This is a genomic window from Rhodococcus sp. NPDC057297, from assembly GCF_042667435.1.
In the GTDB taxonomy this organism is placed as follows: domain Bacteria; phylum Actinomycetota; class Actinomycetes; order Mycobacteriales; family Mycobacteriaceae; genus Rhodococcoides.
This window is the reverse complement of the sequence record NZ_JBHUZE010000006.1, coordinates 1-23,340: the sequence shown is the minus strand read 5'-3', so window position 1 is coordinate 23,340 and position 23,340 is coordinate 1. Positions and strand designations below refer to the sequence as shown.

The window sequence follows — 23,340 nt, the reverse complement described above, 5'->3', positions numbered from 1 at the left end:
GGCATCGACGATCGAGGTTCGGGAAACGGTTGAAAACTGGACCTTGCCATTGACCATTGAGACAGCGAAGACCGCGCGCTCGCAATTGATTTCCCTATGGCGGTTGTCGGTGGAGTCTGCTTATATTTCACCCAGCACGGAGATCGGACCGCACATCGACGGCGTTCTCCGTGCTCGACAGCGTTTCGGGGGGCGTCTGTTCCGGGGGGTACGGGTGTTGTCCGTGTGCTCTCCGGGGGGCCGTCCATGGTCTGGTCGACACTGTATCGGGGGAGAATCATGGTCGAGATTGCGATTGTCGGTATCGGATGCAGGTTCCCGGGCGGAGTGCACGACGGGCAGAGTTTCTGGGACTTCATGGTCTCCAAGGGCGACGGCATCGTGGACATTCCTGCAGACAGGTGGAATGCGGACAGGTTCTACGACCCCGATCCGGATGCTCCGGGCCGCATGTACACGCGTAAGGGCGGTTTTCTGACGCAGTCGCTGTGGGATTTCGATCCGGAGTTCTTCGGCATTTCCCCGCGTGAGGCTGCGGTGACCGATCCGCAGCAACGGTTGCTGCTCGAGGTCGCGTGGGAGGCTCTCGACGACGCCGGCCATGCCGGACGGGTGTCTGGTCGATCGATCGGTGTGTACGTCGGCGGTTTCACCAACGACTCTGCGGGACTGCGGGGTTCGCAGATGGGCAGGGCCTTCATCAATGCACACAGCGCGACCAGCTCGTCGCACACGCTGTTGTCCAACCGTATTTCCTACGCTCTTGACCTGGTGGGTCCGTCGATGACGATCGACACCGCGTGTTCCTCGTCGCTGGTCGCGGTGCACGAGGCGGTGCGCGCGCTCGACCGTGGTGAATGCACGATGGCTCTCGTCGGCGGCGCCAACACGATGATCAGGCCGGAAACGTTCGTGTCGATGTGCAAGGGCAGATTCCTCGCGTTCGACGGCCGTTCCAAATCGTTCGACGCCGCCGCGGACGGTTACGGCCGCGGCGAGGGTGCGGGCATGGTGCTGCTCCGCCCGCTCGCCGACGCGATCGCCGACGGCGACCGAATCTACTCGGTCGTTCGGGGATCGGGCGTCAACCAGGACGGTCGCACCATCGCCATTCCCGTTCCCAATCCCGTGTCCCAGCGGGTGCTGGCCGAGCGGGTCTGCGCCGAAGCAGGCATCGACCCAGCACAGGTCGGGTACGTCGAGGCGCACGGAACCGGCACGTCCGTCGGTGATCCGCTCGAGATCGAAGCGCTCGGTGGTGCGTACGGGTCGGTTCCCGGTCGGACGACGCCACTGGTCGTCGGGTCCGTCAAGGCGTCGATCGGGCACACGGAGGCGGCTGCGGGCATCGCCGGTCTCATCAAGAGTGCACTGTCCCTGCACCACGGCACCATCGTTCCCCAGGCGTGGCTGGACACACTGAATCCGGCAATACCGTTCGACGACCTGGCGATTCGTATCCCCACCGAGGTCGAACCGTTTCCCGAGGAGTACGACCGCCGCATCGTCGCGATCAACGGTTTCGGCTACGGCGGCACCAATGCTCACGTGCTGATGGACGCCGCTCCCGCCTGCCCATCGGCCGCCCCATCGACCCCGACCGCGCCTCGCCCGGCCCGGATCTTCCCGCTCTCGGCGCGCACCGATGCCGCGGTCCGCGCCGTGGCAACGTCCCTTGCCGACGCGCTGGAGCGACTCGACGGGTCCGACGGTGCGCTCGAGGCGTTCACGGCGGCTGCTTGGACCAGGCGTGCCCACCATCCTGTCCGCGCGTCGTTTCCCTACACCGACGCACAGGATCTGGCCGCGACGCTTCGGGAATTCGCGTCCGGGACAGGGCAGACGTCCCACGTCGTGGATGCCGGCGGACGCGCGCCGGTGTTCGTGTTCAGCGGTATGGGTCCGCAGTGGTGGGGCATGGCGCGTGAACTACTGCTGGCAGGCGGCGAGTTCGCCCGCACGGCGGGCATCGTCGACGACGCGTTCATCGAGATCGCGGGGTGGTCGATCATCGAAGAACTGAGCCGCGACGAGGAATACTCGCGGGTGACGAACACGGAGGTAGCTCAGCCTGCCAACTTCCTCGTCCAGGTATCTCTGGTCGCGGAGTTGAAAGCACTGGGTATCGAACCGGAGACCGTCGTCGGGCACAGCGTGGGCGAAGTGAGTGCGGCATACGTCAGCGGCGCCCTCAGCCTGCACGACGCGTTGCTGGTCAGCTGCCATCGCGCCAGGCTGCAGGCGACGACCGCAGGCACGGGGTCGATGTTGGCGGTGGGCCTGTCCGAGGCCGACGCGTTGGCCTACCTCGCGAAAGCAGGCGAGGACATGGTCGCGCACGTGTCGATCGCAGCGGTCAACAGCCCCACCGCGGTGACGTTGGCCGGCGACGCCGAGCACCTGACCGAGTTGGCCGAAAGCCTCACCGAGGGAGGGTTCTTCGCCAAACGTCTCCAGGTCGAGGTGCCGTACCACAGTCATCTGATGGACCCGATTCTCGACGACGTCGCCGGCAGCCTGGCGTCGATCGACCCGCGGCAACCCGACCTGACGCTGTTTTCCACCGTCACTGCCGGCGAGGTCACCGACGCGAGCTGGGACGCCGGGTACTGGGTGGACAACGTGCGCAAGCCGGTGCGGTTCGCCGACACCGTGACTGCGCTGATCGGTCGGGGCCACCGAGTGTTCCTCGAGGTCGGCCCGCATCCTGTCCTGTCCGGCAACATCCGCGAGATCCTGATCCGCACCGGTGATCCCGGCACGTCCATCGGCACGCTGGTCCGCAGGCAGAGCGACGCCGAGTCGCTGATCACGACGGTGTCCGCGCTGTACGCGGCCGGCTCGTTCGTCGGCGGCAGGACCGAACCGTCGCCGCACGTGCCACTTCCCGCCTACCCGTGGCAGAAGTCGCGCGTCTGGCACGAGGACGAGAAGACCGTCGCGGATCGGATGGGGACCGACACTCTGTATCCGATGCTCGGTGACAGAACCTCGGCACTGGCGTCGGAATGGCACGCCGAACTCGCCGTATCGCAACTGCCGTGGCTACAGGACCACGTCGTCGACGGACTCGTGCTTCTCCCGGGTACCGCCTACCTCGACGCGGCGATGAGCGCCGCCGCAGTCCGGTCCGGGCGCCAGGAAGTCGGCCTCGAACACGTCGAGTTCGTCGCGCCTCTCGTCGTCGACAAGCACGACGTGCCCGTGCTCGAAGTCGCCGTCGAGAACAGCACGAGGCGCTTCGTCATTCGGTCCAGGTCGGCGACGGACTCGGTGTGGACGATCAACGCAACCGGACGGCTCGTCGAAGGACAGTTCGACGCTCCGTTCGTGGCGTCGGAGATCGACGAGACCAGCACCGAGATCACCGGCGACGTGCTCTACCCGCTGCTCGCGTCGGCGGGGCTCCGGTACGGGCCGGCATTCCAGGGCATCAGGTCCGCGCGCATCGGCAAGGACACCGTCGTCGCCTCCATCGACGCCGGGCGCCACGCAGGCTCGGGCCACCTCGTGCACCCTGCCGTCCTGGACACCGCGCTGCAGTGCGTCGCGACGCTGGCCACCGGGCCGTCGGGGGCCGTCGTCCCGTTCTCGGTGGGAACGGTCAGGCGATACGGGCCGGTTCCGGACGACGCGACCGTCGTCGTCACGAGGACCAGCACGGAGCCCATGCGTGCCGACATCGCCGTGACCGACTCCGAGGGACGCGCAGCCGTCACGCTCGGGAACGTCGAGTTCCGGCCCATCGCTCCCCCGCAGTCGCTGCATGCGCGCCTGTCGAAGGTGTTCTACGAGCCGGTGTGGGAGCTACGTGACAACCGAGACTCGGCGGCGATCGGTGACGAGGCCGCGCGCGATTTCGCCCTCGTCCTCACCCTCGGTGACGCCACCCCGACAACCCGCACGCGCGCCGACGCCATCGCCGCATCCCGACCGTCGTCGATCGTTCTCGACGCCGCAGAGACGCCGGTGGGTGACATCGTGACCGCTCTCCGCGCAGGGTTGGCCACACCGGGCGTCGACCGGGCCACCGTCGTCGCGGTCGCGGGGGCGTTCACCGATCCGGCGTCCGCCGTCGGCTCGGCGCTCGTCGCGGCTCGCGCCGTGCACATCGCGATCTACGGCGACGAAACCGGTCCTGCGACGGATCCCGGATCGGTGTCGGCCGTCATCGTCACCGAGCGAGCGTTCTGCATGCCGGGCGACACCGAGGGTGCCGATCTCGCGCACGCGGGACTCGTCGGGGCACGCAGGTCGCTGCGCAACGAGCAATCGCCGGCAGCGTGGCGTTTCGTCGACACCGAGCCGTCGACACCGTTGTCGGACATCACGACCGAGACGTTCGCGTTCGGTCCGTTCCAGAACGACGTCGTCGACGAGGTCGCTCTCCGGCAAGGGTCACGATGGGTGGTGACGCTGCAGAGCAACGCCGACGAGCATCTCGCAGTTCGCGATCAGCCGACTGTCGTGCGCGATCCGGAGCAGTCGTTCGCCATCGAGGTTCCTGCGTCGAAACTGCTGTCCGACCTGACTTTCCGCGCCCATGCCCGTCGCGATCCCGGTCCAGGTGAGATCGAGGTCAGGATGGAAGCGGTAGGGGTGAACTACAAGGATCCGCTCAAGGTCATGGGTGTCCTCACCGACAAGGAACTGGCCGGTACCTATTTCGGGACCACGCTCGGGCTCGAAGGCGCGGGCATCGTCACCCGGGTCGGGCCAGGAGTCACCGAGGTGTCTCCGGGCGACCATATGGGTGTGTGCGCTCGAAACATGATGCGCCGGTACGTCACCGTCGGCATCGACGAAGGCGGGACGATGTCCATTCCGTCGGACTGGGAAACGGGCTGGTGTTCTTCGATACTGCCGTTCCTGTGCGCGCAGTACGGATTGGTGCACCTCGCACGCGTTCTGCCCGGTGAGACGGTACTCGTCCATGGTGCCGCAGGTGGGATGGGCCTCGCCGCAGTTCAGGTCGCGAAGCTGATGGGAGCACGCGTCATCGCGACGGCGGGAACCGAGGAACGCCGCGCAGTTGCCCGGGATGCCGGTGCCGACGACGTGTTGGCCTCGAGGTCGTTGAACTATTCGGACGAGGTCATGGCGTTGACCGACGGCCGGGGTGTCGATGTGGTCTTCAACTCCTCCCCCGGCGAGATCATGGCGCAGAACCTGAACGTGGCAGGCGAATTCGCCCGGATCGTGGAGATCGGCAAGGCCGACATCTACTTCGGTGGCGTCATGGATCTGAAACCGTTCGACCGAAACCTGACGTTCTACGCCGTCGACATGGACCGGATGTTCCAGCACAAACCCGACCTGGCTCGGCAGGTGACCCGCGAGGTTCTGGACAAGATGTCGGCCGGTGACTACGCACCGTTGCCGTACACGACGTTCTCGATGGACCGAGTCGGTGACGCCTTCGACTCGGTCGTCCGGTCCTCGCACACCGGACGTGTAGTGCTGTCGCTGGCCGACGATGCTCCCGTCGTACGGCCACAGATCCCCACCGTCGACATCGATCCGGCGGCGTCGTACGTGATCACCGGCGGCTTCGGAGCCTTCGGAACCGCCGTGGCCAGATGGCTCGTCGACGAAGGCGCACGTGATCTGGTGCTCGTCGGCCGCAGCGGTGCCACCACCGACCGCGCCAAGCAGACGCTCGCAGAATTCGCCGCGCAGGGCGTGACGGTCGGGGAAGAACTGCTCGACATCTCCGACTACGCCTCCGTCCACGGCCTTATCGAACGAGTACACGCACGCGGTGTCGCGATCGCGGGTGTCTTCCACACGGCGGGCCTCGTCGACAACTACGCCGTCAACGACATCACCGACGACTCCCTGCGCAGCATCTTCCTGCCCAAGGTGACCGGTGCCGTGAACCTCGACCGAGCACTGGACGAGGCAGGTGCCGACCCGTCGGTGTTCGTCATGTTCTCGTCGATGAGCAGCCTCACCGGAGGTGCGCCGCAGGTGTCGTACTCGGCCGCCAACTCGGTGCTCGACGCGCTGGCGTGGACTCGGCGTCGGCGCGGAAAGGCGGCATTCACCGTCAGCTGGGGATCGATGGCAGGCGGTGGCATGGCCGAGGCCAAACAAGAAGTGGTGCGGTATCTGGACATGCTCGGCTTCAAGAACATCGACATGGACGAAGCTACGCTCCTGCTGCGCGAGGCTCTCACGTTCGACGTTCCGCACGTCGCTCTCGTCGGAATCGACTGGGAGCAGTGGGGAATCGCCAACCCGGCGTCGGCAACCATTCCGCGCTTCGCGGCACACATCGCCGCAGCGAGCACCGGCGGGTCGGGCATCACCGCGCTGCACGCCGAAATCCTCGCGCTACCCGAGGACCAACGCGCCGACGTGCTGACGTTCATCCTGGCCGAGCAACTGGCGTTGGTGATGGGCATCGACGCCGAGGCAGTCGACGTGCAGACACCGTTGCCCGAGCTCGGGCTCGACTCGCTGATGGCCGTCGAGTTCGCGGCCCGCGTGGGCAAGACCGTCGGACTGGAACTGTCGGTACTCGAGTTCGGTCGTGGGCTCGGCCTCGCCGCCATCGGAGGAAAGCTCGCCGCAGGACTGACCGCACGAGCCCACGGTGAGGACCGGACTCCTGCACACCCGGCTGCAACAACCCCCGCCGACGAGAACCCGGCCGAGCAGGACCCCACCGTCGGCCAGGCGACCGTCCCGGACCACGCACGCGGAACGGACACGGTGGTCACCGACGTGATCTCCGCGCCCACGGATGCCGAACCCGCCCTGGCCTCGACCGACACGTCCGGAGCCGTCTGACATGACCGACGAAGCACGGGAGATTGCACGTCAACTTCTCTCTCGCAGTGGATATTCGACGGTCCAGGTCGACGACGCCTCCAGCCCGACGCCCCCGCAGAGACCCACGGCACCTCGGCCTGCCACTCCTGCGCCGAAGGTTCGTGGACGCGGATTGCTCGACCACCCGGACATCGTGTCCACGGTTGCGCAGTTCGACGGAGTCGACTCGATGTTCGAGTCGTTGGGTGTCACCAATCCGCTGTACCTGGAGCACCACGGCAAGAGCGGTGCGACAATTCGGCAGCAGGGTCGCGACATGATCAACTTCGGGGCGTTCAATTACCTGGGCCTCGGAAACGACGACCGAGTGGCGGAGGCGGCGAAGGCCGCGATCGACGAGTACGGCACGTCGGTGTCCGCGAGCCGGATCGTATCCGGCCAGATCCCGCTGTACGCGGACTTCGAGTCGAGGATCGCGAACATCTACGGCGTCGACGACGCGGTGATCACCACCAGTGGCTACCTGACCAACGCGGCAGCCGTGGGATATCTGCTCGGCAAAGGAGACCTGGCCGTGTGCGACACCCTCGTGCACAGCAGCATCGTCTCCGGCACCGAATGGGCAGGAACCAGACGAATAACGTTCCGACACAACGATCCTGCAGCGCTCGAGGCAATTCTGAAGATGTCCAGGAACAGTTTCGATCGTGCCATGGTGATTCTCGAAAGCCACTACAGCATGGACGGCGACGTCGCGCTGCTTCCGCAACTCGTCGAGGTCGCACGTAGGTACGACTGCGCGGTCATGATCGACGAGGCACACGCATTCGGTGTACTCGGAGAGCACGGCCACGGCATCCGGGACCTGTACGGTTTGCCGGGCGATGCCGTCGACGTATGGATGGGCACGATGTCCAAGGCGCTCGGCAGTGTCGGCGGATTCCTCGCAGGAAGCCGACAACTGATCCGAGCCTTCAAATACTCGGCACCGGGGCTGAGCATGTTCGCCACCGCACCAGCCCCGGCCTCCATCGCCGCGGCGTCCGCGGCCCTCGACGTCATCGATGCCGAACCCGAACGCATTGCTCGCCTGCATGCGCGCGCACGGTATGCCTTCGATCACGCACAGCGCCTGGGTCTTCGCACCGGCCTCGCCGAGGGAACGCCGATTCTGCCGATCATCGTCGGAGACACTCAGAAGGCAGTTCTGGCCGGAGTGTCGCTTCTCGAGGCAAGAGTCAACGTCAACTCGATCACCTACCCATCGGTGCCGCTGGGCGAGGAGAGGCTGCGTCTGTTCGTCTCCAGCGAGCACACCGAGCAGCAGATCGACACCGCGTTGACGACGGTGGCGTCCGTACTCGACAGGATGTGACCGACGCAGCTCAGTGGACGACGCAGTGCAGTGGACGACGAAGCTCAGTGGACGACGACCATCGCACCCCAGATGAACCCGGCCCCGATCGTCGCGATGACGGTCGTGCGGCCGGGTAGCGTCCGCCCCTCCCGCTCGAGGTACGCCAGCACGGTGAAAATACTGGCGGCACCGGTGTTTCCGAGCCGATCCAGTGTGATCGGCGCGCGTAGTCGCTCGATCTCGAGGGTGTCCATGACGTCGTGCACGATGTTTCGATTCGCCTGATGGAAGCAGAAATTATCGATGTCGCTCAACGACATTCCCGCGTCGGACACAGCCTGCCGCACCACCTCGGGCAGCAGTGTCGTCGCCAGCGTCCACACCCGCGGCCCGTCCATGTAGATGTACTGCTCCCCGCGCCCCACTGCACCGGCGTCGACCGGATGCCGCGAACCCCCTGCTCGAATCCCGACGGACATGTCGAGTTCGGACGACAGAACCACCGACCTGATACCGCGTCCCGACGCCGGGGCCGCGGTCACCACGGCAGCTCCGGCTGCGTCGCCGAAGAATATTCGCGTGGTCCTGTCGTTCGGGTCGGTCTGCCGGGAGAACACCTCGACCGCCAGTACGAGGACGGTGCGGTAGCGGGGGCCGATCATCGACGACGCGACTTCGATGGCCAGCAACCCACCGGAGCACGCGGCTGCGGTGAGGTCGATCGGCACTGCGCGTGCTGCCCCCAACCCGTGCGCGACGGTCAGTGCCGTGGACGGGAACGGTTGATCCGGATTGGCGGTCGCCAGCACGATCGCGTCGATGTCGGCCGCCACCGATCCGCTGGAGCGCAGCGTCTTTCGGGCAGCGTCGAGGGCGAGGTCGGAGGCAGCGAGTGCGGAGTCGAGGAACCGCCTGGACCGGATTCCGGTGCGCTCTTCGATCCATTGATCGTCGGTGTCGAGGGTGGCGCACAGTTCGACGTTGTCCACGGTTCGAGGTGGCACGGCGTCCGTGAAGTGACCGACGGTGACGCTGGGGACTGGGGGCATGTTCACGAGTGTCCGTTCGCTCGACAGAAGTTGAATTCTTGACCAGAGATGGAGCCCGAAACTACAAGCGGGAGAACGACTTCACTGGCATCGACAGGCGCGGTGAGTCGAGCTGTATCGTAGCCTCGCACCAGTCGATCGAACAGTCTCGACGGAGCAATTTTATCGGTGTAGGGTCACGGCAACATCGAGAAGACCCCCTGCTGTGATCAAGCACGTCTTTCACCCATTCGCTTCGCGTTCTCGCATCGAACAGGACGGCCGTTGACCCAGGATTCATCGAACCGTGAGAGCGCGCTGATCGACCCTACGGCTCGTAAACCTCTGATGGAGTTCGTCATCGGGCATGCCAGAGCGGTGGTTGCCACGTGTCTCGTCGTGATCGTCGCCGCCGGTGTCTGGGGTATCGGCGTCATCGAGGACCTCAGCCTCGGTGGATACTCGGATCCGTCGAGCGAGGCTGCTCGCGTCGACGACATCGTGGACGCACAGTTCGGACGAACCGTCCCCGACGTCGTCGTTCTGTACACCCCACACGACGGGCGGTCGATCGACGAGATCGGCGACGACGTTGCAGCCGACCTCGCCGATATCGACCCGGCTCTGCTGACGCGCCCTCCCACGACGTACTGGAACATCGCCCCCGCACTGCAGCAGGGCCTGAGGTCGTTCGACGGGAAATCGGCAATCGCCGTTCTGACGCTGAACGGCAGCGAGGATCACCGCGTCAAGACATACCTGAGCATCAAGGATGCACGCGCGATCGACGGCGTCGACGTGCAGTTCGGCGGCTTCTCGACCATCATCGACGCCTACAACGCCGAGGCTCGCGCCGACCTGATCCGTGCTGAGCTCATCACCTTCCCGGTGCTGATGGTGCTGTTGTTGATCATCTTCGGCGGGGTGACGGCGGCGGCTGTTCCGCTGTGCATCGGCGGTCTCGGCATACTCGCATCGCTCGCCGTGATGCGCATTCTCACATCGTTCACCGAGGTGAGTGTGTTCGCCACCAACATCGCTACTCTCGTGAGTCTGGGTATGGCCGTGGATTACAGCCTGTTCGTACTCACTCGTTTCCGGGAAGAGCTTCGGCGCGGATCGACCGCACCGGACGCGGTCCGAGCGACCATGTCCACCGCCGGTCGGACCGTCGCCTTCTCCGGTTTGCTGCTGGTGTGTGGATTCGTCGGGATGCTGATCTTCCCGCAGGCGATGATCAGGTCGCTCGGTTTCGGCGGTATGGCAGCCGTTGCCGCCGCCGCGTTCGTCTCGCTCACCGCACTTCCGGCCGCGCTTGCGCTTCTCGGTCCTCGGATCGACTCGTTGAGTTGGAGGACGGGCGCCGTCGATCGCGGAGACGAACGCGCCGAACGCTTCTGGGGCGCGGTGGCGACCTCGGTCATGAAGCGGCCGCTGATCGTCGCCGGCGCCATCCTCGCGTTGCTCGCCCTGCTCAGCGCCCCGGTGTTCGGCGTCGCCCTGGGCGATCTCGACCACCGCGGGCTTCCGTCGGACTCACCGGCGCGGATCGCGACCGACGCACTGTTCACGGACTTCCCGCTCGCCAACTCCGGAGTCACCGTCGTGGTCCGGGCCACCGACGGCACAGCGCCCGACCCCCGTGCGGTCCAACGGATCACGAACGACATCGGCGCACTCGACGGATTCGCGGCCGCGGCGCCAGGCGGTTCGGCGGAAAACTACGCAGTCGTGCGAGCCATCCTGTCCTCGCCCGACCGAACGGAAGGTGCACTCGCCGCAGTGGATTCACTGCGCGACCTCCCCGTGCCGGACGGTACCCGAATATCGCTCGGCGGCCCCACCGCGCTGAGCCAGGACGGAATCGCCGCCATCCACAGCACGATCCCCTGGATGTTCGCGATCATGATCGCGTCGACGTTCGTCGTGACCACTGCCGCTTTCCGCTCTGTCGTACTGTCCGTCAAAGCAATCGGCATGGCGATGGTCAGCCTCGCCGCGACGTTCGGCGTACTCACCTGGATCTTCCACGACGGTCACGGCGCAGGGCTTCTCGGCATCACACCTGGCCCCCTTCAGGCGACGATGAGCATCCTCATCCTTGCTGTCGTCTTCGGGCTCTCGACCGACTACGAGATCTTTCTGCTCTCCCGCATGGTCGAAGCACACGATCGGGGAGAGTCGACCCGCGACGCGGTCCGTATCGGCACGGCACGCACCGGCCGAGTCGTCACGGCCGCCGCCCTGCTGCTCATCACCGTCACCGCGGCGTTCTCGCTCTCGGAACTGTCGATGATGCGGCTGCTCGGGATAGGCGTCATCGTCGGGCTGATCATCGATGCGACGGTCGTTCGCATGCTTCTGGTCCCTGCCCTCGTCGCATTGATGGGTGAGGCGAACTGGTGGCTGCACCCGAAAGCGCCTCCGCGCGACAGTCCCCCCGACACACCACTGGAAAAGGACATCGAACATGCCGGTTGACGTCAGCACGGTCGAGATCAGAGCCGCACAGAGAACCGACATCCGCGAGATGTCCGACCTGATGGCACGCGCCTTCCAATCCGACGACCCTGTGAGCAGTTACTTCTTCCCGAAGGACGCACGGCGGCCGAAGATGCAGCGGCGGATGATGTCGGCGCTGATCAGGCACCGCTACCTGCCCACGGGAGGTGCAGAGCTTGCAGTGCTCGGCGGAAGAATTGTCGGCGTCAGCTTGTGGCATCCACACGACGCGTCACCTGCATGGTGGCGAATCCTGGTCGCCGGTCCACACTTGTTGTGGGCCATGCGCAGTGGTGTCCGAGCAGGCATACACATGGACAAGATGCTCGACGCCGGGGCACCCGACGACGACGCGGTGCTGTGGGTGTATCTCGGGGTGGAGCCGACGCTTCACCGATCCGGGGTAGGCGCGGCACTGTCGCGATCCTTCTTCGAGCGAGTGGACCGCGAGGGCCGAACGACATTCGGGATCTGCAAGCAGGGCAACATTCCCTTCTGGACCGCGATGGGGTTCGAGGAAGTCGGAACGGACACGATCGGTCCGGACGGGCCACTCGTCCACCGCATGAATCGCCCTCCGATCGCACGGCCGTAGCCGCGTCCGCCGTGACACCGCCAGGGCCTGCAGAACTCCGTCACCGGGTTCCGCAGGCCCCTGCCGAGACGTCAGTACTGAGTCCGGTGCCGGTGCACAGTTACTTTCCCTCGCGCCACCGAGTGGACTCCGCCAGTTCGAACCCGTACCGATCCGCCAGAACGCCGAGGCGTCGAACGTTCGCACCGTTCAACGCTGTTCCGATACTTCGCAGTTCGAATTCGCCGGACAACGACAGCAACATCGTCTCCGCCATGCATGCGTAGGTGAGCCCTGGCGCGAGACCGAACGTCAGACCGAAATCCGATCCTGCGGGCATCGAGACGATTCCGCCGTCGAATACCGTCACATCGGGCCGCGTCAGGCCGACGTCGTGCGGGATGTTCGGTGGCTGCGCCACGTCGCAGACGATGGCGTCGGGCGCAAGATCGGCGGCGTCGATCAACGAGTGCGGCGCCGACGTCGCAGCGATGACCACCTGCGCTCGAGCGACGCCGGCGGCCGGATCGTCGAAGAACTCGATGTGCCCACTGGCCACGAGATCGTCGACGGTTCGCCCGTTCGCCGCCGCAGCGAGCGCGCCTTCACCGCCGCCGGCAGCGTCGACTATCTCCCCCGCTGCGTCCCACAGTTTCGGCGCGATCCGTCCCTGCTCACCGGGCCGCCCGACGAGAGCGATCGCGCCGACGTCGGGTGCCAACGCACGCGCGATGGTCTTACCGATCGCACCGGCCGCACCCAGAACGGTCACCCGAACTGCCCCGAGATCGATTCCGCGTTCCGCGCACACTCGGTGCACCGCGCGGATACTGGCCGCTGCGGTGAAGGAATTTCCGGTGGTGAGAACGCCCGCCATCGAACCGAGGGCCAGACCGTTCGCCGTGACGACCGACGAGTATCCGCCCAGTCCGACGACGGTGGCGCCTCGCTCGAACGCGAGGTTCGCCGCAGCTCCTACTGCTGCTACCGCAGCGTGCGGTGGCAGCGTCAGCAGACCCTTCGACGTGAAGGGAAGCCCGATCAAGTTGCCGTGCGCTGCGCCGTCGTGCTCGGTCACGATCCGCCCGCTACCGATGATGTACGACGCAGGCTTCAGTTCCGACGTCGCCGCGGAGAACCTCTCCAGGAGCTCCGCACGTTCGGGGTGCGAGAACTCGGCGAGCGACGGATCGAATGCCTCGAAGATGCTCAGATCCAACGGATGTGCGACGAACCCGAACCGGCTGTCACCAGGTTGCACCGGAGTGTGCGGGAGTCGTGCACCCACGGAACTACCGGAGCGGCCTGGTTCGGTCCGAGCAGGCAACCCACCGGACCGATCCCGTCCGACCAGATGACCGATCAAACCGGCAAGGTCACCTGCCGCCGCGAGCGCACACGCGCGACCGAGTGCCTCGACCAACCGCATGCATTCGGACTCGGTGACCGTCAGGGGCGGTTCCACCCGCAGCACTCGCGCCCCGAACATCGTGGGCGCCAGCCGAATCCCCTCCACCTGTGACAGGTACGAGGACATCATCACCGCCAGGTTCTCCTGGTCCGCAACCGAACCCAGAATGGACTGCCTCCCCACGAAATTGATGTCGTCGGTGAGCTCGACACCCAACAGCAAGCCACGACCACGCACATCCGACACCACCGTCGGATACTCGGAGGCGAGCCTCCTCAGTTCACGAACAAGCAGATCCCCCAGTTCCTGCACTCGGGAGATCAGAGCACCGCCGTTCGCAGCGAGCTCGTCGAGCACCGCGACGCCGACCCTCGCCGTCAACGCGTTGCCGGCGAACGTCGACGTGTGCCGCAACGCGAAGCTCTCCCCCATCCATTCGGGCTTGCTCAACACCGCCCCGCTCGGCAGCACTCCGCCCCCGAGCGCTTTGGCCAGGGCGAGAACATCGGGTACGACGCCTTCCCTCTCGCACGCGAACATCGTGCCCGTACGTCCCAAACCGGTCTGGACCTCGTCGAGTACCAGCAGAACCCCGTGCTCGGTGCAGATCTCGCGCACACGCGTCAGGTATCCGTCGGGAGGAACGACGACGCCGCCCTCACCTTGAATGGGCTCGACGACGAACGCCGCGAACTGCTCTGGCGCCGCGACGAGCATTGCTTGGAGTGCGTCGGCGTCACCGTACGGAACGGTATCGAATCCGTGGATCGGAGCACCGAATCCAGCCTGATACATGGTGTTCCCTGTCGCGGACAACGCTCCGAGTGTTTTGCCGTGGAAGCTGTTGGTCGTACTGAGAATGCCCAGGCGTCCCGTCGCGGCGCGAGCGATCTTGATGGTTACCTCCATGGCCTCGGCGCCGCTGTTGACGAACGTCACCCTCGTCAATCCGGACGGTGCGACGGCGACCAGTCGCCGAGCGAGCTCGCCCGCGGGATACAGCACCGACGGTTGGACGAACACCGCCTCGCCGGAGTCCCGCACGGCTTCCATTGCTCGCCACACGTTCTCGGGGTTGTGCCCGAAGGGAAGTGCTCCGTACGCTCCGGCGAAATCGAGATGAGTGCGGCCCGACGCATCGAGCAGTTCGGTACCTTTGCCGGACACGTACTCGATGTCCACGTCCACCGCCGACAGGAGCCTGTGCAGCTCGGGATTGACGTTCTCCGCGAACCCCTCTCGGCCTGGCGAGTGTCGAGTACCGGACGGGCGAAAAGATAAGTCGGTCATGTGAGCTCCGTGTTCTCGCGAAACCGCCTCCGGTGGCACGAGCTGCCGGGAGGCGTTCTCGCGCAACCAGAGCTCGCCCCGTGGTGGGACGCAAGCGCGATGGTAGCTGCCGAGAGGACCGAAGTTAGCGTAGGAAAATACCTCGACTACAGATCAAAGCTGCAAAACCGCACCTACAGTCGGTTTATGTCGAGATCTACTCGATGTCGTGTCGCCGAAATCACACCGATCATTTGTCCTGCGTCGCCGACAACAGCCACTGACCGTCGATCTTCTCCATGTTGGCGATGAGCGGGAACACGACGTTGCCCGACGCGACACCGGCACTCGTCGCACTCACGTTGATGTTGGCGAACAGTTCGGCCTTGTCGTCCTGAAGCCTCACGACACCGATGTCGAGAACGTCGACGTCCGTTGCCGTCTGCGTCTCGTTTGCAGTCGACTTGATCTCCTCGATGAACTTCTGTGACTCCTCACGGAACGCCGGCGTCATCTTCTCGAGCCCGGCCGCGATGTCGGCGTCGATCGTGGCGAAGTTGTACCTGTACAACCCGACCAGAGCGTCCGACGTCGCTCGCGTCACCTCGGACGTTTCGCCCTGATCGACCCACGCGGCGTTGTCCACCTCGGTACCGGGCTTCAGCGCCGCAACTGCCGCGAACGCAACCAACAACGCAGCAACAGCACCGATCACGATCGTCGGCACCCAGTTGGTCCGGCCGGCCGGTTCTGCCTCGGGTGAGCCTGCCTCGGCTACAGAAGGCTCGGTCACAGAAGGCTCGGTCACAGAAGGCTCGGCGACAGGAGTCTCAGAGTCAGGAGTCTCTGTTTCAGCAGTCTCTGCTACGGACGCTTTCTGCTCCGGCGTCTTCGAGATGGAAACCGTGTTGGCAGCCTCTACTGACGTGGGGCTGTCGAGATCCGCAGAATCGGGCGCACCCGAATCCAAGGCACTCGAATCCACAGCACTCGAGTCCGGTGCACTGGAATCCGGTGCACTGGAATCGGTGGGCTTGCGGTTGGTCCCCGCGACCTTCTTACGCACCTTGCTGGTGGTGACGGGTGGAACTATCTTGCGACGCTGTGGGGGCACTGAGGTACTCCTGACTGGAACGTGTGCGACGGACGGAAGGCGTGGCCTCGGCTACGGACCTTCGGTTGCGCCGGAATCAGCAGGCGCTGGCTCTCCCGAGGGAGGCGTCACACTGGGGTCGGTCACGCTGGGGTCGGTCACGCTGGGGTCGGTCGCGCCTGCGTCGGGCTGCTGCACGCCCGGATCGGCCGGTGCATCGACGGGATTCAGCGGCACCCGGTCTCCGACAGGCAGAAGGTTGTTGACCTTCCACGTTCCGTCGACTTCTTCGAGATACATCCGCATCACACTGCGTGTGCGTTCGGTGAATCCGTCCGGCCCAGACGTGTTGTTCGCGACGATCGCGATCGCAGTGGCGGTCCGGTCGTCGACGTTGAGTTCCGTGATGGTGGCGTCGAGCACTTCGGCGGTGATCTTACGGCCGGAATTACGCTGCTCGTCGGTGACGGCCTTCTTGGTCTCCTCGAGATAGCTGGTCATCTGGTCGCCCGTCACCGAGGTGAGCATCAGATCCAGCGACCCGTCCATGTCGGCGGAGTCGACGGTACTGAGATTGATCGCGGCCTGACGTGCGTCGTTCAGCGCCGAATCGCGGGTGTCCGCAATCGCCTTCTCGTCCCACGCGCTCTTCCATCCGATCCCGAACCACACACAGGCCGCCAGGGCCACCACGGCAACGATGGAGAGGGCTACCAGGACCGGCCGGGACTTGTTCTTCGGCCGCTGTGTCTTCTTCGGCCGCGGTGTTGCGGCCTCGGTGTTTGACGTCACACTTCAACCTTACTCTTCGGTAACACCGGCATCGACGACGCCGGAGTAACCGTGGAACACGAAACGGCGGTGAATCTGCTTGGATTCCGCAGATCCACCGCCGACGAACACGATACGAGCGTGCACAGTTACTTCGGAGTGACTCCGATCAGCGGAGCGAGCTGCGAGGCGATCGGATTCAGGTTGAGCTTGTCCGGATCCACCTTGGGCTTGCTGTCCCACGGCTGCGGGGTATCGGGGTCCGCGAACACGATCCGGTTGGCACTACGAACGCCGGTGACGCTGCCCTGCGGTGTCGTGCAGTTCGCGTCGAGATTCAGCGGGTAGTTCTCCTCGGTCAGGTCGAAGTTGGGGTTCTTCGCCTTTTCTTCGTCCAAAATCGCCTGCGAGCCTTCGTAACCCAACGTGCACGGAGGCGGGTTGTTCGTCTCGAGCAACAGACCCTGATGGATCGTCCCATCGCCCGGCGTCAATGTCTGCGCACCAGCTGCCAGTGCAGGCAGGAAGATCAGCAGAGGCTTGAGCGCCAGAGTGCGAGGAGCGGCCAGCTCGAACACGTTGCGCAGGTTGGTCAGATCCGTCGTCAAGGATCCACCACCTTCGTTGATCAACGCACCGACCTGATCGCTCGCTGCGGTTCCGGTGTTGATCAATCTCCGGATGTCCGGATCGCTGCTCCGCAGCTGCGCGGTCACCGACGCCAGATCCGTGCTGAACTGCCGGATGGCCGACGACTGCTCGGACTGCGTGTCCAACACGGTTCGGCTGTCGCGAATCAGAGCGAGCGTCTGCGGCAGTGCTTCGTTGCCCGTCTCGGACAACGCACCGAGAGAGTCGACGAGCACCTGCAGGTCGTCACCCTTTCCGTCGAACGCAGCCCCGAGCTCTCGGACAACCGTCGTCAGGTTCTCGAGCGGAACGGTCTTGACGAGCTGATCCGTGCTGGCGAGGACGTTCTCGACGGGCACCGGCGTCTGCGTGTCCGCCGTGGCGATGGTCGAACCGTTCTCGAGATACGGCCCTTCGTCGCTCGTCGGCTGAAGATCTACGTACTGCTCACCGATGGCCGAGCGGTTGGCCACGACAGCGCGCGCCGACGACGGAATCTGCGGACCTCCGTTGTCCAGCAACAGTTCCACGTCGATGCCGTCGTTCGTGAGCGACAACGCGCCGACGGTGCCCACCGGCACGCCGCGGTACGTGACCTCGGCGTTGGTGAAGATTCCACCGGAATCGGCGAACTGACCGGTCACGCTGTACTGGCCGAAGCCGAGCAGATTGTCGAGCCGCACGTACTTTCCGCCAACGTAGACAACGCCCACGACTGCGACGATGACGAAGAAGATGAGCTGCACCTTCACCAGCCGCGATCTCACAGCCCACCTCCGAGTTGTTCGAGCAGATCGTTCAGGGGCTCGAACGGAGTGAGCGGCGCACCGGTCTCACCCTCGTCCGGTTCGGCCCCAGGCGCTACCGGCACCCCGGGAGGAGGCGACGAATTGGGAATGATCGGGGGCAACGGCAACAGCGAGATGGTGGGCCACCCCGGTCGCGGACCGTTCCCGTTGTAGTACGGGTTCGACGGATCCACCAGTGGGAGCGTGTCGCCGTACTTCGGCGGGATGTAGACCGGATCTCCCTCGCCGACACCGAAGTTGCGCAGAGCGGTGCCGATCGACAGATCGAGCGAGAGATACAAGTTGGCCGAGTTGCCCTGGGTGATCTCCTCGATTCCGTCCGGGAACGGAAGCGTCGGGATCAGCGGCAGTGTGGTCACGATGTCGTCACCCGACGCCGCGAGCGCCTGCAAGGTCGGACGCAGCGCTCGCAGGTCCGCGATCAAGTTGTCCTTGGACTGGTTGATCACGTCCGTCCCGACGCTGCCGAGCCTGTCGAGCTGGCCGAGCATCTGCGTCAGCTGCGGACGCTGTTGTTCGAGGACCTCCGTCGCGATCGGCAGATCCTGCAGGACCCGGTCGATCTTCTCGGTCTGCCCGCTGACCTGCGTGGTCAGGAGGTCGAGACCGTCGAGCGCTCGAGTAATGTCGTCGCGCTGCTCTTCGAGTCCACCGATCAGCGTGTTCGCTTCCTGGAGAAGACTCTTGGTGGTTCCCTCTCGACCGGAGAAAGCTGCGTTGAGTTCCTTCACGATCGGAGCCAGTTGCCCGACGCCACCGCCGTTGAGCACCAGCGACAGAGCGCCGAGAACCTGTTCGATGTTCGTCGTCACGCGGGTCCGGTCGAGTGGGATGGTGTCCCCGTCCTTCAGCTTCTGAGGATCCGCGTCACCCGCAGGAACCGACAGCTGAATGAACTTCTCGCCGAGGATCGACGTCTGCTCGACCGCCGCAGTCGCGTTGGCCGGCAGATCGGTCGAGTCGTTGACGATGACATCGACGTTCGCGGTCCACTCACCGTCCGGAACGCTGATCGAGTCGACCCGGCCGACCTCGACTCCGTCGACCTTGACGGTCGACTGCGGGACCAGATCGAGAACGTCCTGGAACTGAATCGTGAGACGAATCGGGTTGCTGCCGACATCTGCACCACCGGGCAACGGAATTCCGTACACGCCCTGCGAGCATGCCGTGGCCGACATGACCACAACGGCTGCACCGACGACGGACGTCAACGACCGTTTCGACGAAATCCACGTTCTCATCGACGCGCTCATCGTCCCCCTCCAAGCGATTCCTGCAGTCCTGGCAGCGTGTTGTTCTCGCCCAACCTCGGTGACACGACACCCGGCACCGTCCCCGGCACGACGTCACCCTGCTGGGTGTCGTTCGTGAGCACACCGAACGGAAGCACCAGTCCGGAATCGCGAACCGGGCCCTGGATCAGCGTCGTGATCTCACCGCACCGGTCGATGATCGGCTGGATCTGGGCACCGAGCTGTTCGAACCTCGGGTCACCGGGAACCAATTTGCCGAGGTCGATCAGGCGGCACACCGTGCCGAGTGGGTCCTGAGTCTCGTTCTGCAGGTTGGCACGTGAGGCCAGAGTGCCCGATTCGGCGTCGTACGAGTTGACGAGGTTGCTGATCGCGAGCGGCAGAATCGTCAGTGTCTCCACCAGCTGCTGGCGATTGTCGGACAGCGCCTGAGTGGGCTGCACCAGTCCGTCGGCCGCCCGCACCAACTGATCGCGGTTGTCCGCCACGAATCCAGCCACATCGCCCAGGGCAATCGACAGCTGATTCAGTGCCGCACCGAGATTCTCCCGCTCCCCGTCGAGAAATCCGGTGAGATCGGACAGCTGGTTGTTGAACTCGCGGACCTGCGCGTCGTTGGCCGCGAGGGCCGAGACGAACGTCTGCAGGTTCTTGACCGTGTCGAACAGGTCTCCGCGGGAGTCGCTGAGTGTCCGCGACGCTTCCGAGAGCTGAGTGATGGTGTTGCCCAGCGCTTCGCCGTTGCCGTCGAGGTTCGCGGCGCCGGTGTTGACCAGATCGGTCAGCGCCCCGTTCGCGTTGGCCCCGTTGGGTCCGAGTGCGTTGGACAGTTCGTCGATGCTGGCATAGATCTGATCCACCTCGACGGGAGTTGCGGTCCGGTCACGCGGAATCACCGCGTCGCCCGACATCTTCTCCCCACCCGAGTAGGCAGGTGCGAGCTGAACGTATCGATCCGACACCAACGACGGCGTGATCTGCGCCGCCCTCACGTCGGCTGGAACGTCGACGCCGCGCTCGACGCGCATCTTGACTTCGACCTGATCGCCCTGCGGCACGACCGAGGTGACCTTGCCGACTGCGACGCCGAGGACACGGACGTCGGAACCTTCGTAGATACCGACGGACTTGTCGAAGTATGCCGTGATGTCGGTCGAACCCGCACGGGTGAACAGCCACCAGAGGCCGCCTGCGATCACCAGCGCTGCGATGACGACGCCTGCAATGACTGCGCGCGTGCCACCGGTCTTCTTGGTGTTCTCCGTGGTTCCGTCAGCTGTGCTGTCGGTCATCAGTTGCCTCCCAGATCACGCGCGGGCTGACGGTAGCCGGGGATCAACGGCAGACCAGGAGGCGTGAGGTTCGCCAGGGTGATGTCGAGCCAGCGGCCGTTACCGACCACGTTCGCATACATGCGAACGAACGGTGAGTACAGCTGCAGGCCGCGCTCGACGGCCTCGTTGTTCTCGTTGAGGATGTCGATCACGCCGTTCAGTTGTTCGAGCATCGGAGTGATCTGCTCTTCGTTGTCGCGGACCAAGCCGGTCAGTTCCGTCGACAGACGCCTGGTTCCGCTGAGCAGCTGCGAGATCGCCTGCTGGCGATTGTTCAGCTCTTCCAGCAGAGGCCCCGCATCGGCGATGAGTCTGGTGAACTGTTCGTTCCTGTCCGCCAACACCTTCGACGTCTGACCTGTCGCCTCGAACAGCCTCTGCAGTTCGGCGTCCCGGCTCGCGATGGTCTGCGACAACCGGCTGACACCGTCGAGCGAGGCACGGATGTCCGCCGGGGTCTCGGAGAACGCCTGCGACAGAGTTTCGAAGCTCGACGCCAACTGAGTGGTGTCGATGTCCTCGATCGTCGATGCTGCGTCGGAAAACGCGTCGATGACGTCGTACGGGGAAGTTGTGCGCTCCAACGGAATGGGATCCTTCGGCTTGAGCACGTCGTCACCACGAGGATCGATGGCCAGATACTTCTGCCCGAGGACGGTCTTGATCTGGATGGACGCCGACGAGTTGTTGCCCACCCACGCGTCCTGCACGCGGAAGTCGACGTTGACCCTGTCGCCGTCGAGCTCGACGGAATCGACCTGCCCTACCTTGACACCCGCGATTCTCACTTCGTTGCCGGGCTTGAGCCCGGCCGCTTCCTTGAACTGCGCCGTGTACGTCGAGCCGGCTCCCAGGATCGGCAGCTTGTCCAGAAAGAACACCGACACGGTAGCCAGAAGCACGATCATGATGCCGAGCGCGCCGGCCACGAGCGGGCTACGCTTTTTCATTCCTTGATCCCCCCAGCTTTGCAACGCTCGGCCGCGTTGGTGTACAGCGGTTGATTCACCGTCGGAAGCCCGGTCGGCAAGTTCAGGTTGGGCGACGTGCCCGGGCCTGCCTGAATGTCGATGCCGCACAGGTAGAACGTGAACCACGAACCCTGCTGGGCCGTTCGGATCAGTTTGTCGAGCTTCTTCGGCATGGTCTGGATGACCTTGGTGACCTCTGCTTCACGGTTGTTCAGCGTGGTCGCCAAAGTGTTCAGTGCGGCGATCGATCCCTGGATGGACGGCCTCGTCGGTTCCAGAAGATCCGCGGTAGCGTCCGTCAGGCCGGCGAGAGACGTGACGGCAGATCCGACGACGTCGCGGTCGGAGGACAGTCCCGACACCAACGCCTGAGTGTTGGTGATCAGGGAATCCAGCTGGTCGTCGTTCTGATTGACCGTCTGCAGCACCGTGTTCAAGTTGGTGATGACGGCGCCGATCACCGCGTCCTTGTCTGCGACCGTATTGGTCAAGCTTGCGGTACTGCGAACCAGTTCGCTGATCGTTCCGGACTCACCCTGGAAGACCTGGATGATCTGGTAGGACAGCTTGTTCACGTCATCGGCGCTCAATGTCTGGAACAACGGCCTGAAGCCGTCGAACAGAGTTGTGAGGTTGACGGCGGGCTTGGTCTGGCTCAACGGGATGGTTTCACCGGGGTTGATCTTGCCGCCCTGGTCACCAGCACCCTGTTCGATCGCGATGTACCGCTGCCCGACGAGGTTTCGGTAACGGAGGTTGGCCGTCGCCGAGGCAGGCAGGTAATCCCGGCCGTCGACCGAGAACTCGACCATGGCTTCGCGCTCGTTGACGATCTCGATGTTCTTGACGTCGCCGACGCGGACACCGGCAATGCGGACCTCGTCACCCTTGTTGAGCGATGCAACGTCACTGAAGATCGCGTTGAACGTCTTTCCCCCGCCCCCGGAGATGTTCGCGATCGAGAACGCCAGGGTGGCGGTCGCCAGAATCGTGACGACAGCGAACACGATCAGCTTGACGAGCGGTGCGAGTAGCCCCCTCATTTGATGGTCACCTCCACACCCCTCAATGCCGGCGCCCCCGCCGAAGTAACCCAGGAAGGAACATCCTCCGGAGCGGTTCCCGTTGCCCCGCCGTAGATCACGGCGAGAGTGTCACGTTCGAAATCCGAGCCCGCGTAGGACACCGGCGTCTGTTCGACGATGCCCGGCAGCGGCGAGTACTGCGGAGCAGGCAGTTCCGGAACATCCTGCGGTCCCGGGTTCCTCGACGGCACCTGGTAGGAACCGTCGTTCGCCGATCCGCCCGGGTACTGCGGGAAGAACTCCCCCGCAGCCGTGTCCGCCGGGGTGTAGCAACGCGGTCCGCGGTCGTCGAACAGGCGCGGCTCGTCCTGGTTGGGAAGGTAGCGCCCCTTCGGATTGACGAAAGCAGCGGACACGTTGATGCCTCGGTACTCGTCGCCGACACCGATCACGTCCTGCGCGTTCTGCACCACCGGCACGAAATTGGCGAACGTACACCCGAACGACGGCGAATACTGCGCCAACAACTCCAG

14 protein-coding genes are annotated in these 23,340 nt (G+C 64.7%); 4 read left to right on the top strand and 10 right to left on the bottom strand.

What is annotated here, in order from left to right; translation table 11 throughout:
* Window positions 1-279: 279 nt before the first annotated feature.
* The gene (locus ACFULT_RS18005) at window positions 280-6,795 is read left to right on the top strand and encodes a type I polyketide synthase (protein ID WP_378482066.1); all 6,516 of its coding nucleotides are present in this window, start codon (window positions 280-282) and stop codon (window positions 6,793-6,795) included.
* 1 nt (window position 6,796) lies between these two features.
* Window positions 6,797-8,152, top strand: coding sequence for an aminotransferase class I/II-fold pyridoxal phosphate-dependent enzyme (locus ACFULT_RS18000; RefSeq protein ID WP_378482065.1), 1,356 nt, complete (start codon window positions 6,797-6,799; stop codon window positions 8,150-8,152).
* Between the two features lie 44 nt (window positions 8,153-8,196).
* On the opposite strand, the gene ACFULT_RS17995 is transcribed toward ACFULT_RS18000, so the two are convergent.
* A complete protein-coding gene (locus ACFULT_RS17995) occupies window positions 8,197-9,183 on the bottom strand; it encodes a 3-oxoacyl-ACP synthase III family protein (protein WP_378482064.1) in 987 nt (328 codons plus the stop codon).
* Between the two features lie 327 nt (window positions 9,184-9,510).
* Between ACFULT_RS17995 and ACFULT_RS17990 the strand changes: the two genes are divergently transcribed.
* Together ACFULT_RS17990 and ACFULT_RS17985 are read left to right on the top strand one after the other, a co-directional pair.
* The gene (locus ACFULT_RS17990) at window positions 9,511-11,643 is read left to right on the top strand and encodes an MMPL family transporter (RefSeq protein ID WP_378482174.1); all 2,133 of its coding nucleotides are present in this window, start codon (window positions 9,511-9,513) and stop codon (window positions 11,641-11,643) included.
* Window positions 11,633-12,259 (top strand): N-acetyltransferase, encoded by a 627-nt coding sequence (locus tag ACFULT_RS17985; protein ID WP_378482063.1) that lies wholly within the window; start codon window positions 11,633-11,635, stop codon window positions 12,257-12,259. The genes ACFULT_RS17990 and ACFULT_RS17985 overlap by 11 nt, the downstream gene beginning before the upstream one ends.
* Window positions 12,260-12,359: 100 nt before the next feature.
* Here the strand turns inward: ACFULT_RS17985 and ACFULT_RS17980 are convergent, their stop codons facing one another.
* From ACFULT_RS17980 to ACFULT_RS17940, 9 genes are all read right to left on the bottom strand, one after another.
* On the bottom strand, window positions 12,360-14,939 hold the full coding sequence (locus ACFULT_RS17980; RefSeq protein WP_378482062.1) for an aminotransferase class III-fold pyridoxal phosphate-dependent enzyme: 2,580 nt from the start codon (window positions 14,937-14,939) through the stop codon (window positions 12,360-12,362).
* 229 nt (window positions 14,940-15,168) lie between these two features.
* Window positions 15,169-15,711, bottom strand: a complete 543-nt coding sequence (locus tag ACFULT_RS17975) for a hypothetical protein (protein ID WP_378482061.1) — start codon at window positions 15,709-15,711, stop codon at window positions 15,169-15,171.
* Between the two features lie 372 nt (window positions 15,712-16,083).
* Window positions 16,084-16,803 carry a hypothetical protein gene (locus tag ACFULT_RS17970; RefSeq protein ID WP_378482060.1) on the bottom strand — a complete coding sequence of 240 codons (720 nt, stop codon included), beginning with the start codon at window positions 16,801-16,803 and terminating at the stop codon, window positions 16,084-16,086.
* Window positions 16,804-16,931: 128 nt separating this feature from the next.
* Complete coding sequence (locus ACFULT_RS17965; protein WP_094627417.1) at window positions 16,932-18,179, bottom strand: MCE family protein; 1,248 nt, start codon at window positions 18,177-18,179, stop codon at window positions 16,932-16,934.
* Window positions 18,176-19,477, bottom strand: a complete 1,302-nt coding sequence (locus ACFULT_RS17960; RefSeq protein WP_094720817.1) for an MCE family protein — start codon at window positions 19,475-19,477, stop codon at window positions 18,176-18,178. Before ACFULT_RS17960 ends, ACFULT_RS17965 begins: the two co-directional genes overlap by 4 nt.
* The gene (locus ACFULT_RS17955) at window positions 19,474-20,769 is read right to left on the bottom strand and encodes an MCE family protein (protein WP_094720816.1); all 1,296 of its coding nucleotides are present in this window, start codon (window positions 20,767-20,769) and stop codon (window positions 19,474-19,476) included. The genes ACFULT_RS17960 and ACFULT_RS17955 overlap by 4 nt, the downstream gene beginning before the upstream one ends.
* Entirely contained in the window at window positions 20,769-21,761 is a 993-nt protein-coding gene (locus ACFULT_RS17950) for an MCE family protein (protein ID WP_037105621.1), read from the bottom strand. The genes ACFULT_RS17955 and ACFULT_RS17950 overlap by 1 nt, the downstream gene beginning before the upstream one ends.
* Window positions 21,758-22,825, bottom strand: a complete 1,068-nt coding sequence (locus ACFULT_RS17945; protein ID WP_037105619.1) for an MCE family protein — start codon at window positions 22,823-22,825, stop codon at window positions 21,758-21,760. Before ACFULT_RS17945 ends, ACFULT_RS17950 begins: the two co-directional genes overlap by 4 nt.
* Window positions 22,822-23,340, bottom strand: a 519-nt coding sequence (locus tag ACFULT_RS17940) for an MCE family protein (RefSeq protein WP_378482059.1), incomplete at its 5' end; no start/stop codon positions are given. The genes ACFULT_RS17945 and ACFULT_RS17940, both read right to left, overlap by 4 nt.

Excerpts from the sequence above, each read along its gene's own strand:
- ACFULT_RS17990 (WP_378482174.1), top strand. The coding sequence starts at position 9,511 with ATGGAGTTCGTCATCGGGCATGCCAGAGCGGTGGTTGCCACGTGTCTC.
- ACFULT_RS18000 (WP_378482065.1), top strand. The coding sequence starts at position 6,797 with ATGACCGACGAAGCACGGGAGATTGCACGTCAACTTCTCTCTCGCAGT.
- ACFULT_RS17985 (WP_378482063.1), top strand. The coding sequence starts at position 11,633 with ATGCCGGTTGACGTCAGCACGGTCGAGATCAGAGCCGCACAGAGAACC.
- ACFULT_RS17980 (WP_378482062.1), bottom strand. The coding sequence starts at position 14,939 with ATGACCGACTTATCTTTTCGCCCGTCCGGTACTCGACACTCGCCAGGC.
- ACFULT_RS17995 (WP_378482064.1), bottom strand. The coding sequence starts at position 9,183 with ATGCCCCCAGTCCCCAGCGTCACCGTCGGTCACTTCACGGACGCCGTG.
- ACFULT_RS18005 (WP_378482066.1), top strand. The coding sequence starts at position 280 with ATGGTCGAGATTGCGATTGTCGGTATCGGATGCAGGTTCCCGGGCGGA.
- ACFULT_RS17945 (WP_037105619.1), bottom strand. The coding sequence starts at position 22,825 with ATGAGGGGGCTACTCGCACCGCTCGTCAAGCTGATCGTGTTCGCTGTC.
- ACFULT_RS17960 (WP_094720817.1), bottom strand. The coding sequence starts at position 19,477 with ATGAGCGCGTCGATGAGAACGTGGATTTCGTCGAAACGGTCGTTGACG.
- ACFULT_RS17950 (WP_037105621.1), bottom strand. The coding sequence starts at position 21,761 with ATGAAAAAGCGTAGCCCGCTCGTGGCCGGCGCGCTCGGCATCATGATC.
- ACFULT_RS17955 (WP_094720816.1), bottom strand. The coding sequence starts at position 20,769 with ATGACCGACAGCACAGCTGACGGAACCACGGAGAACACCAAGAAGACC.